Origin of the sequence: Saccharicrinis fermentans DSM 9555 = JCM 21142, assembly GCF_000517085.1 — a bacterium.
GTDB lineage: Bacteria > Bacteroidota > Bacteroidia > Bacteroidales > Marinilabiliaceae > Saccharicrinis > Saccharicrinis fermentans.
The window spans coordinates 3802282-3814361 of the sequence record NZ_KI912107.1 but is presented as its reverse complement, the minus strand read 5'-3'; the positions used below and the strand labels follow the sequence as shown (position 1 = coordinate 3814361).

At 40.4% G+C, this 12080-nt stretch carries 14 protein-coding genes; all 14 read left to right on the top strand.

The window, feature by feature from the left end:
* Positions 1–228: 228 nt before the first annotated feature.
* A complete protein-coding gene (locus CYTFE_RS0115530; protein ID WP_027472542.1) occupies positions 229–1644 on the top strand; it encodes an anthranilate synthase component I family protein in 1416 nt (471 codons plus the stop codon).
* A 26-nt stretch (positions 1645–1670) separates the two neighbouring features.
* Positions 1671–2243, top strand: a complete 573-nt coding sequence (locus tag CYTFE_RS0115525; RefSeq protein ID WP_027472541.1) for an anthranilate synthase component II — start codon at positions 1671–1673, stop codon at positions 2241–2243.
* 37 nt (positions 2244–2280) lie between these two features.
* Complete coding sequence (trpD, locus tag CYTFE_RS0115520; protein ID WP_027472540.1) at positions 2281–3279, top strand: anthranilate phosphoribosyltransferase; 999 nt, start codon at positions 2281–2283, stop codon at positions 3277–3279.
* 66 nt (positions 3280–3345) lie between these two features.
* The gene (gene trpC, locus CYTFE_RS26790) at positions 3346–4164 is read left to right on the top strand and encodes an indole-3-glycerol phosphate synthase TrpC (RefSeq protein ID WP_044213579.1); all 819 of its coding nucleotides are present in this window, start codon (positions 3346–3348) and stop codon (positions 4162–4164) included.
* A 25-nt stretch (positions 4165–4189) separates the two neighbouring features.
* Complete coding sequence (locus tag CYTFE_RS0115510) at positions 4190–4792, top strand: phosphoribosylanthranilate isomerase (protein ID WP_235208248.1); 603 nt, start codon at positions 4190–4192, stop codon at positions 4790–4792.
* Positions 4793–4875: 83 nt separating this feature from the next.
* Positions 4876–6066, top strand: a complete 1191-nt coding sequence (gene trpB, locus CYTFE_RS0115505; RefSeq protein ID WP_407689930.1) for a tryptophan synthase subunit beta — start codon at positions 4876–4878, stop codon at positions 6064–6066.
* A gap of 4 nt (positions 6067–6070) precedes the next feature.
* On the top strand, positions 6071–6700 hold the full coding sequence (locus tag CYTFE_RS0115500; RefSeq protein ID WP_027472537.1) for a LysE family translocator: 630 nt from the start codon (positions 6071–6073) through the stop codon (positions 6698–6700).
* A 74-nt stretch (positions 6701–6774) separates the two neighbouring features.
* Entirely contained in the window at positions 6775–7542 is a 768-nt protein-coding gene (trpA, locus tag CYTFE_RS0115495; protein WP_027472536.1) for a tryptophan synthase subunit alpha, read from the top strand.
* A 262-nt stretch (positions 7543–7804) separates the two neighbouring features.
* Positions 7805–8671, top strand: a complete 867-nt coding sequence (gene purU / locus CYTFE_RS0115485) for a formyltetrahydrofolate deformylase (protein WP_027472535.1) — start codon at positions 7805–7807, stop codon at positions 8669–8671.
* Positions 8672–8678: 7 nt separating this feature from the next.
* A complete protein-coding gene (locus tag CYTFE_RS0115480; RefSeq protein WP_027472534.1) occupies positions 8679–9206 on the top strand; it encodes a TlpA family protein disulfide reductase in 528 nt (175 codons plus the stop codon).
* A gap of 96 nt (positions 9207–9302) precedes the next feature.
* Positions 9303–9902: an imidazole glycerol phosphate synthase subunit HisH gene (hisH, locus tag CYTFE_RS0115475; RefSeq protein ID WP_027472533.1), complete on the top strand. Its 600-nt coding sequence runs from the start codon at positions 9303–9305 to the stop codon at positions 9900–9902.
* Between the two features lies 1 nt (position 9903).
* Positions 9904–10629 carry a 1-(5-phosphoribosyl)-5-[(5-phosphoribosylamino)methylideneamino]imidazole-4-carboxamide isomerase gene (gene hisA / locus CYTFE_RS0115470; RefSeq protein WP_200871372.1) on the top strand — a complete coding sequence of 242 codons (726 nt, stop codon included), beginning with the start codon at positions 9904–9906 and terminating at the stop codon, positions 10627–10629.
* Entirely contained in the window at positions 10629–11387 is a 759-nt protein-coding gene (gene hisF / locus CYTFE_RS0115465; protein WP_027472531.1) for an imidazole glycerol phosphate synthase subunit HisF, read from the top strand. Before hisA ends, hisF begins: the two co-directional genes overlap by 1 nt.
* Positions 11388–11438: 51 nt before the next feature.
* A complete protein-coding gene (gene hisIE / locus CYTFE_RS0115460; protein WP_027472530.1) occupies positions 11439–12035 on the top strand; it encodes a bifunctional phosphoribosyl-AMP cyclohydrolase/phosphoribosyl-ATP diphosphatase HisIE in 597 nt (198 codons plus the stop codon).
* The last annotated feature ends 45 nt before the right edge of the window (positions 12036–12080 follow it).

Below are 12080 nucleotides of genomic sequence, written 5' to 3'. Positions count from 1 at the left end.
CAAAATAAATTTTGATATTTCAAAAAATATCCTAAAATTTGCCCTTGCTAACAAATTATAAGCAAATGACAAAGATAATGAACAATACATGGTGGTGGCACTGGCTTTTTTCAAAGGAAAAGAGGTAGGACGCTACGCTATTATATAAAATATAAAAAATGGCTTGCCGAAACCTCGGTAAGCCATTTTTTTTTTCACTAGGTCAAACACTAAAAATCAGAAAGACTTATGAAGTCCATCAATATCATTAGTTCAACAAAGATAGTTCCAGCTAACATAGCAGACATCATAACGCCGGTCAGCATTTACTTAAAACTACGCGATTTATATCCCAATACAATATTATTGGAGAGTTCAGATTATCACGGTAACAACAATTCTCAATCTTTCATATGTTTTGAGCCAATTGCTGAATTTAAAGTAAGCCAAGGCGTAGTAGAAACAACTTCGCCCGAAGGAACGATCGAAAAAGGGGAAAGCCCTGCCATAAAGGATGTGCCTGCTCAATTGGATTCCTTTTTAAAGTTGTTTAATGTGGAGTTGCCCACCAATGCCCCTAAAGTAAATGGTTTATTTGGTTATTCATCCTATGATGCCGTGCAGCACTTTGAATCGATTCAGTTGAAAAATAAGGTAGATGAAGCATATGAGATACCGGAGATCAGGTATAATTATTATAAATATGTTTTGGCGTTTAACCATTTTTCAAACCAAATAAAGCTGATAGAAAATTTGCCTGAGGGTCAGGAAAGTGAGCTGGACGAAATTATGGAACTGTTGCATAATCGTACGGTGCCCAACTTTAGTTTTCATCCGGATGGGGAAGAAGTGTCTAATGTAAGTGATCATGATTATATAGAGATGGTGAAAAAGGGGAAAGAACATTGTTTTAGAGGAGACGTGTTTCAGATCGTACTTTCGCGGCAGTTTAAACGTAAGTATACCGGAGATGAGTTTAATGTTTATAGGGCTTTGCGTAATATTAATCCCTCTCCGTATTTATATTATTTTGATTATGGAAGTTATAAAATACTAGGTTCTTCACCTGAGGCTCAGTTGGTGATTCGTAAGGGTGAGGCGACGATTAATCCTATTGCCGGTACTTTTAAGCGTACAGGGAACGACATTAAGGATAAGGAGCTGGCTGAGCAGTTGAGCAACGACCCCAAAGAGAATGCTGAACATGTGATGTTGGTTGATTTGGCCCGTAATGATCTAAGTCGAAATTGTGAAAAAGTAAAGGTAAAGACTTACAAAGAAGTACAATATTATTCTCACGTTCTTCATCTTGTATCTGATGTGAGGGGGCAGCTCAAGAAGAGTTCCAATACTTGTAGGGTGATGGCTGATACTTTTCCTGCAGGAACACTTTCGGGAGCACCCAAGTATAAGGCTATGGAGCTGATTGATAAATACGAAAACCAAAACCGTGGATATTATGGCGGTTGTATTGGTATGTTAGGTTTTGATGGTTCTTTTAATCAGGCCATTATGATTCGCTCTTTCCTTTGTAAAAATAATACTCTGTATTATCAGGCTGGTGCGGGTGTGGTTTCGGCATCGGTTCCGGAAAGTGAGTTGGCAGAGGTGAATAATAAATTGGGGGCACTGAAAAAAGCAGTGGAGTTAGCTGCTGCGTTTTGATTTTTAATTGTTTTGAATATACAGACATGGAAAAAATATTAGTTTTTGATAATTATGATTCATTCACCTATAATCTGGTCCACTATATAGAGGAGATTGTGGGTTATAAGATAGATGTGGTACGAAACGACCAGATTTTATTGGATGAAATTGAAAAGTATGATAAAATATTGTTGTCTCCTGGTCCCGGTATTCCCAGTGATGCAGGTATTTTAATTCCCTTGATAAAAAAATATGGAGCCACAAAAAGTATCTTAGGGGTATGTCTGGGGCATCAGGCTATTGCAGAGGCCTTTGGAGGCTCTATCTCTAACTTGTCAACGGTATATCATGGTGTGGCCACGCCCGTATCTGTCATTGCAGAAGATGAGGTTCTTTTTAAGGATGTGCCCAATGAAATTAATGTGGGAAGATACCATTCATGGGTGGTGAACGAGGAGGATTTGCCAAGCTGTTTTACGGTCACTTCGCGTGATGAGGAAGGTAAAATAATGGGCTTGCATCACAACGAATACGATGTGAGAGGGGTGCAGTTTCATCCGGAATCCATACTTACTCAGCATGGAAAAAGAATGATCGAAAATTGGTTGAAGTCTTAATGAATCTATTGTCTAAAACCTTGTAGTTTGTAAAATTATGATTAAAGATATTCTAAAAAAACTCTTTGAATATAAAAAGTTGAGCCGTTCTGAGGCCAAAGAGATATTAATAGATATAGCCGCTGATAAATATAATGGATCTCATGTGGTTGCATTTCTTTCGGTTTATATGATGCGCCCCATAAGTGTAGAAGAATTAAGTGGCTTCCGGGATGCTTTATTGGAGCTTTGTTGTAAGGTGGATCTCTCAGATTTTGAGGCCATTGACATTGTGGGGACGGGCGGAGATGGAAAAAATACTTTTAATATCTCCACCTTATCTTCGTTTGTAGTGGCGGGTGCTGGATATAAAGTAACCAAACATGGTAATTATGGTGTTTCGTCGGCCAGTGGTTCGTCCAATGTGATGGAATATCTTGGGTATAAGTTTAGTAATGAGGAAGATGTTTTAAAAAGACAAACGGATAAAGCTGGAATTTGCTTTTTGCATGCACCTTTGTTTCACCCTGCCATGAAAGCGGTGGCTCCTTATCGCAAGGAGCTCGGTTTAAAAACTTTTTTTAATATGCTTGGCCCATTGGTAAATCCATCTTTCCCTAATAGCCAGTTACTGGGTGTGTATAGTTTAGAGTTGGCTCGTTTGTATCAATATCTGTTTCAGGATACCAATAAAAATTATACCATCATTCATAGTCTGGACGGTTATGATGAGATCTCGCTTACCGGAGATTTTAAGTCGATCACCAATGAGGGTGAACAATTGATTGCTCCGGAATATTTAGGTTTTAAACGGATTTGTCAGGAAGATATTTTTGGGGGAGATACGGTTCCTCAAGCAGCCCAAATATTTACAAATATATTAGATGGTAAGGGTACGGATGCGCAAAATTCGACTATTTTTGCCAATGCCGCTATGGCCATTAGTTGTATGGATAAGTCCAAATCAGTGGAGGATGCCATTGCTTTGGCTAAGGATTCTTTGCTCTCGGGAAGAGCCAAACAAACGCTAAAATCATTAGTCGCGTTAAGTGAATGATAGCGCATATTATTTTTAATGCAAGTTATCTGATGTGCAGATACTCAAATTCCGACACCATAAAAGATGAATATTTTAGATAAAATAGTTGCTCAAAAAAGAATTGAAGTGCTTCGTCAACAGGAATATACCACTGTAGAAAAACTGAAAGGTTATGATTACTTTCGGTCGGAAGTGCCTTCGTTGAAAGCTTTTTTACAGGATGAAAACCACAATGGTATTATATCCGAATATAAGAGAATGTCACCGTCCAAAGGCGTTATTAATAGTATGTCGACTGTTGAGGAGGTCGTGCCTATGTATGAGAGAGCTGGTGTAAGTGGTATCTCTGTATTAACCGACTCTGAATTTTTTGGGGGTAATAAGAGTGACTTGGTGGCGGCTCGTAAGGTGACTCGGGTGCCTATACTACGTAAGGACTTTATGATTTCTCCTTATCAGGTTTATGAAGCCAAGGCTATTGGAGGAAGTGCCATATTGTTGATTGCTGCCATCTTATCGTATCACGAAGCGGAAGAGTTATCCAAACTGGCCAAGGATCTGGGTTTGGATATCCTGATGGAAGTGCATAGTAAAGAGGAGTTGGATAGGGTAAACCCATTGGTAGATGTAGTGGGTGTAAATAATAGAAACCTAAAAACATTTGAGGTTAGTTTGCAGCAAAGTATTGATTTGGCAAAGGCCATGCCCCAGGAGATAGTGAAAATATCAGAAAGTGGAATTTATACTCCGGAGGATATATTTCTGCTGCGTGAACATGGTTTTCAGGGCTTTTTAATAGGTGAGAACTTTATGCGGGATAAGAATCCGGGACAGGCCTGTATGCAGTTTTCAGCGGCCATCAAAGCAACGGTGGGGCATGCTAATAAAAGAGAAGATGATTAAGCGGCCTAAAATAAAAGTATGTGGAATGCGTAATAGCGATAATATGAATGCGATTGCCACATTACGGCCTGATTATATGGGTTTTATTTTTTACGATAAATCGCCCAGATACATGGGTGATGATTATGCACCTGATAATATGTATCACCTTCCCAGGAGTATCCAACGTACAGGTGTCTTTGTCAATGATAAGGAACAGAAGATAGCGGAGACGATTGAGCGGTATGCATTAAACGCCGTTCAACTGCACGGTAATGAATCCGTAGCGTTGTGCAAGAAGGTGAGGCAAATGGGGGTTGAAGTGATCAAAGCGTTTCAGGTGGATGCGCTCTTTGATTTTACCCTTCTGGACGACTATGCCGAGGTGTGTGATTATTACTTGTTTGATACCAAGACTATTGGCTATGGGGGCAGTGGACATAAGTTCGATTGGAATATACTGAACCAATATAACAACCATAAACCCATTTTTTTAAGCGGAGGAATTAGCCATGAAGATGTGGATAGTATCAAAAAACTAAGGCATTTAAATGTTTATGCCGTGGATATTAACAGTAAATTTGAAACGGAACCGGCCTTGAAAGATGTAGCCTTGGTTTCGGCTTTTGTAAGTAAGCTAAGAGAATAAATACGTGTAATAAATGTTGCTGAGATATATGTGAAATTAGAATGATGCGGCATATTATACTTTGTGGATAGTTAAAATAATAAATGATGAGTTCAAAATATAATGCAGACGAAAAAGGAAATTATGGTCGTTTTGGGGGCGCATGGATTCCTGAAATGTTACAGCCTAATATTGATAACCTGAAAAAGAATTACCTAAAAATTATCAATACCGATAAATTTCAAAAGGAATATATTCAATTGCTGAAGGATTATGTGGGTCGCCCCTCTCCTTTGTATTATGCCAAAAGACTTTCAGAGAAATATAATACGCATGTTTATTTAAAACGGGAGGACCTGAATCATACGGGCGCCCATAAGATTAATAATACCTTGGGACAGATACTGTTGGCGAAGGAAATGGGTAAGGAGCGTATCATAGCAGAAACGGGTGCTGGTCAGCATGGTGTGGCAACGGCAACAGCGTGTGCTTTGATGGGGTTGAAATGTGTGGTGTACATGGGAGCCTTGGATGTGGTGCGTCAGGCACCCAATGTGGCGCGTATGAAAATGCTGGGTGCTGAGGTGATAGCTGCAGAATCGGGTAACAAAACATTAAAAGATGCTACCAACGAAGCTTTGCGCGATTGGATATGTAATCCGGAAGATACTTTTTATATCATTGGATCGGTGGTGGGCCCCCATCCTTATCCTGATATGGTTGCTCGCTTTCAGAGTGTCATTAGTAAGGAGATAAAGGAACAGCTTAAGGAAAAAACAGGAAGCGAATATCCTGATTATGTGGTTGCGTGTGTTGGAGGTGGTAGCAATGCTTCGGGTTCTTTTTATCATTTCTTAGACGACGAACAAGTGAAATTAGTGGCGGTGGAAGCCTCCGGCCTGGGTGTTGATTCGGGAGAAACAGCAGCCACCATAGCGTTGGGGGACGTGGGTATTATCCATGGTAGTAAAACTTTCTTAATGCAGGATGGGGATGGGCAGATCATTGAGCCTTACTCTATTTCTGCCGGGTTGGATTACCCAGGTATTGGACCGCAGCATGCGCACCTAAAGGATACTGATAGGGCTATCTTCTTGGATGCAACAGATCAGGAGGCCTTGGATTTTGCCATGGAAGTGACGCGCCTGGAGGGTATTATCCCGGCTATGGAGTCGGCGCATGCCTTTGTTGCCTTGAAAAAACTGAAGTTGAAAAAGGAAGATTGTGTGGTGATCACTTTGTCGGGTAGGGGCGATAAGGATATGAGTACTTATATGGAGCGTTTTAAATTGTAGTTTGATGGAACTGGAGGTTTTACTATCGTTTTTAGGCGCAGCCATGTTATTAACTATCATGCCGGGACCGGATAATATTTTTGTACTGACAGAGAGCATGACCAAAGGATATCGCAATGGAATAGCTGTTTCTATTGGTCTTTGTTGTGGTATACTGATCCATACCATTGCTGCTACAACGGGTGTCTCTATTATTATACAGAAATCAGCAATGGCTTTTGCTGTACTTAAGTATATGGGCGCAGCTTATCTATTCTATCTTGCTTACCAGTCTTTGAGAGAGAAGAAACCAACGATTCATCTGGAGGCCAAAGAGGGTAAGGGAGAGAATGGCTTCTGGAGATTGCTGCGAAAGGGCTTGCTGATGAATGTGCTGAATCCTAAGGTGGTGCTGTTTTTTATGGCGCTATTGCCCCAGTTTGTGGTTCAAAATAGCTTGCCGGTAGGCTGGCAGATGATGGTGTTAGGCGCTGTTTTTATGGTGCAAGCCTTGGTGATATTTAGTCTTATCTCAATTTTATCTGGCCGCCTGTCAACTTATTTGAATAATAGTCAATTCTGGAAAGTCACAAAATATAGTAAAGTAAGCGTTTTAGGCTTACTGGGACTGGGCTTGATGTTGGCCAAGAGATAAATAATACAATATAAATTTTGTTACTGAATACGGTGCCATGAGGTCTCTGTGTTCGAAGCTAAATGATGGTCGTTATGAATCGCATAAAACAATTATTTCAAGATAAAAAAGATATCTTATCTATTTATTATACGGCGGGTTATCCGCAACTGGGTGATACAGTGCCTATTTTAGAGTCCTTGGAAGAAGCGGGGGCTGATTTGGTTGAGATTGGTATCCCATTTTCCGATCCATTGGCCGATGGACCAACAATACAACATAGTGGTCAGCGAGCCCTTGAAAACGGGATGAGCTTACAGGTCTTATTTAAACAACTGGAAGATGTTCGTACAAAGGTGAAAATGCCGTTGGTGCTCATGGGCTATATCAATACCGTGTATAAGTTCGGAATTGAAAATTTTGCTAAACGATGTAGCGAGGTGGGAGTGGATGGAGTCATTCTCCCGGATCTGCCTTTTCAGGTTTATCTGGATGAATATAAAGAAACATTCGATCGATATGGAGTGAGCAATGTCTTTCTAATTACGCCTCAAACGCCCGAAGAACGGATTAAGCTGATTGATGAAAAGACCAATGGCTTTATATATATGGTTTCTTCGGCTTCGGTGACCGGTGCTAAAAAAGGTTTAAGTGATCAGCAGCTGGCTTACTTTGAGCGGGTGAGTAAACTGAAGCTGACGAATCCGGCTTTAATTGGTTTTGGAATAAGCGACCGGGCATCTTACATTGAAACTTGTAAGTATGCGGATGGCGCCATCATCGGGAGTGCTTTTGTTAAGCTGTTGGGAGAGGCCGGTGATATGCACGCCCATATAAAGTCATTTATTCAGGGTATTAAATGAGGTAAGCAGCGCTGAATGGAAGGTGCGGAGATATTAAACATGCGACTGAGAGGCGGTGGCCAGGGTGGTATGGCTTATAGCGCTGTTGGACGGTATGATTGTAATGAGGGTGAAAGAAGGAGGTATGACAAATGTCAGTTAATTGTTTTTGATGTTGCAATAAATAGCTAATTTAGCGGGCTTATAAAAATATTGTCTATGATGCCATTGGGATAGCGCCATTGGATTAACTGTTGTAGATATTAGAGAAATGGGTATTAAAATGGAAAATAATACAAATACAGCGATTGTTAAAATACATTGTCCTGACCAGAGCGGAATTGTGGCCAGGGTGACCGATTTTATTAACTTGCACCATGGTAATATTATTAGTGTGGATCAGCACGTGGATCATAATGAAAATCTTTTTTCAATGAGGGTTTCATGGGATCTGACCGATTTCAGCATGCCTCGGGAGGAGATAAGACCAACATTCCAAAAGTTCTTGGGTGACCCCTATCAAATGAAGTGGACATTGAACTTTACGGATGAAATACCACGAATGGCTATTTTTGTGTCAAAGGCCTCACACTGTTTGTACGACCTGTTGGCCCGTTACCAAAGTGGCGAGTTTAGGGTGGAAGTGCCCGTTATTATTGGCAATCATGCCACGTTGGAACCTATTGCAAAGCAGTTCGGTATTGACTTTGTCCATATTCCAATTACAGCAGATACCAAGGACGAACAGGAGAAAAAAGAACTCGAGATATTGAAAAAATATAAAGTGGACTTTGTGGTTTTAGCCAGGTATATGCAAGTGCTTTCGCAGAGTTTTATCAACCATTTTCCTGAAAAAGTGATCAATATTCATCATTCTTTTTTGCCGGCTTTTGCAGGAGCCAAACCTTATCATGCGGCGCATAAAAGGGGGGTGAAGATTATTGGGGCAACGAGCCATTATGTTACCACCGACCTGGATGCCGGTCCTATTATTGAGCAGGATATCAACCGTATTTCGCATCGTGATTCGGTTAGTACGCTTATTCAAAAAGGAAAAGATATTGAAAAAATTGTGTTGTCGAGAGCGGTAAAAGCCCATATTGAACGAAGAACATTGGTATATAAAAACAGAACGATTATTTTTAATTAGTTGGGTCATGAAGAATAAAATTACAACCTTATTATTGATACATATGATCTTTGTGGTTTCGTGTGTAACAAAAAAAGAGGATGACAGGGGTTATATTGTTAAGGTGGGGGATAAAGCGCCAGATTATACTACTGTGCTTGATAACGGTGATACCTTCCGCTTGTCTGATCATAAAGGCAAGGTGGTGATGTTACAGTTTACAGCCAGTTGGTGTGGAGTTTGCCGCAAAGAAATGCCTTTTATTGAAAGTGAAATATGGCAAGTGCATAGAAATAAGGATTTTGTTCTGGTTGGTATAGATAGGGACGAACCGTTGGAGAAACTGAATGATTTGTCCACGGCCACTGGAATAACTTATCCATTGGCTTTGGATCCGGAAGCTGCTATTTTTGGACTTTATGCGCTGAAAAAGGCAGGTGTAACCCGCAATGTAATCATAGATAGAGATGGTTCAATCGCTTATATGACGCGCTTATTTAATCAGGAGGAGTTTGATGCCATGAAGTTGAAAATTGAAGATCTCCTGAATAAGTAGTTGGAATGCGACCAAAGAGAGTGGGCCATTTATCGCTTTCATGATAGGTGTTGCATATAATAACGGTACTGTGATCAAGAATAAATTTTTATACGTGTGAAAATAGCCATCATAAAATATAATGCAGGTAATATTCGTTCGGTAAGTTTCGCTTTGGAACGATTGGGTGTGGAGTATGTTATTACTGCTGACCCGCAGGAAATCATAAACGCTGATAAGGTAATTTTTCCGGGTGTGGGAGAAGCCAGCTCAACAATGAAATATCTGAAAGAACATCATCTGGACGAACTGATAGTGAAACTGAAACAACCAGTTCTGGGTATATGCCTGGGAATGCAGTTGATGTGTAGCCATTCAGAGGAGGGAGATGTGGATTGTCTGGGTATCTTTGAGGAGAAAGTAAAGAAGTTTGACTTGCCAAAACCCAATCCCGATTTTATCAAAGTGCCGCATATGGGCTGGAATGCAATTACCAATTTGAAGAGCCGTCTTTTTGATCAATCACTGGAAGGACAGTATGTGTATTTTGTGCATAGTTTTTATGTGGCGCAGGGAGCGCATACGGCTGCTACAACCCATTATATCTTACCCTATAGTTCGGCATTGCACAAAGATAATTTTTATGCTACTCAGTTTCATCCTGAGAAGAGTGGAGATGTAGGTTCCCGAATTTTGGAAAATTTTGTAAAACTGTGATATGGCTTTGATAGATATAATTCCGGCGATAGATATTATTGATGGTAAATGTGTGAGACTTAGTCAGGGTGACTATGCACAGAAAAAAGTGTATAACGAACATCCGCTGGAAGTGGCTCAGATGTTTCAGGACCATGGAATAAAAAGACTTCATCTGGTGGATTTGGATGGAGCTAAGGCTAGTAGGATCATTAATTATAAGGTGCTGGAAACCATTGCATCTAAAACTAACTTGATCATAGATTTTGGGGGCGGCTTAAAGAGTGATGAAGACTTGAGGATTGCCTTTGAGAGTGGCGCCCAGATGATAACAGGTGGTAGTATTGCCGTAAAAAATAAAGAGGTGTTTACCGGATGGATAGAGAAATACGGCCCTGAAAAAATAATACTGGGAGCTGATGTGAAGAATGAAATGATTGCCGTGTCGGGATGGACTGAGACTTCTGATAGTGCACTGATGCCATTTATTGAAACATATATAAACAAAGGAATTTCAAAGGTTATTTGTACCGACATAGGAAAAGATGGGATGCTAACAGGTACTGCTACAGAATTATATGAAAAAATTCTGGTTGCTTTTCCGGATCTTTATCTGGTGGCCAGTGGTGGATTAAGCAGCCTGAAAGATATTGACGATTTGGTGGAGGCAAAAGTGCCTGCCGTCATCACCGGAAAAGCGATTTACGAAGGTAAAATTGAATTGAAACAATTAGAAAAATACGCATAATGCTGGCAAAAAGAATCATACCTTGTTTGGATATCAAAAACGGCATGACCGTTAAGGGAATTAAATTTGTAGGCATTAAAGAGGTTGGAGATCCAGTGGAATTGGGTGCCTTATATGCGAGCCAGGGAGCCGATGAATTGATGTTCTTGGATATTACTGCGAGTCATGAGGGGCGTAAAACCTTTGTTGATTTGGTGAAACGTATTGCAAAGCATATTAATATCCCGTTTACTGTTGGAGGGGGGATTAGCGAGCTGAAAGATGCTGAGGCCTTGTTAAATGCCGGTGCCGATAAAATTAGTATCAATTCGTCGGCCGTTAAAAATCCCCAACTTATCAATGATATGGCACAGAATTTCGGCAGTCAGTTTGTGGTTGTGGCAATTGATGCTAAGCATTTGGAAGCTGACCAGTGGGTGGTGACAGTAAATGGAGGACGTATTCCTACCGAGAAAAGACTGTTTTCATGGGCCAAAGAAGCTGAAGAAAGAGGAGCTGGTGAAATATTGTTTACCTCCATGGATCACGATGGGGTAAAGCAAGGTTTTGCCAATGAAGCACTGGCTAAAATGTCAAGCGAATTGTCCATTCCAATTATTGCCAGTGGTGGTGCGGGTAGTATGGCACATTTTAAAGATGTGTTTACCGCTGGTAAGGCGGATGCAGGACTGGCGGCCAGTATCTTTCATTATAAAGAAATAGCAATTCCTGACCTGAAGAGTTACTTGCGGCAGGAGGGTGTAAATGTGAGATTATAAATAGATAGGATATAAAATTACAATAGCTTTTAGCTTGATACTTAAAAGAAAATGAAAATAGATTTCGATAAATTAGGAAATGGATTGGTGCCTGCTATCATACAGGATGCCAGTACCAACAAAGTGCTTATGCTTGGTTTTATGAACCAGGAAGCATTTGATAAAACACAGGCCGAAGGTAAAGTGACTTTCTTTAGTCGTACCAAGAACCGATTGTGGACCAAAGGAGAAGAGTCGGGAAATTTTTTAAATGTTGTATCTATACTTTTAGATTGCGATGATGATACGCTGTTGATAAAAGCCAACCCTGTTGGGCCAACTTGCCATACGGGAGCCGATACTTGCTTTGATGAAAAAAATGTTGCGGACGTTACGTTTTTAAGCTTCTTGCAAGATTTTATCGATAAGCGTAAGGCGGAGATGCCTGAAGGTTCTTATACAACCTCGCTGTTTAAAGAGGGAACCAGAAGAATTACGCAAAAAGTGGGTGAGGAAGCTATCGAAACTGTTATTGGAGCAATGGCGAATGATGATGAAAACTTTTTGTACGAGGGTGCTGATTTGCTTTATCATTTGATTGTGTTGCTGACCCATAAAGGATATCGAATTGAAGATTTGGCGAAAGAGCTTAAAAAAAGACACCAATAATTAGTCTGTCTGAATAAAAAGTGTTTAAACATATGATGAGCGGGT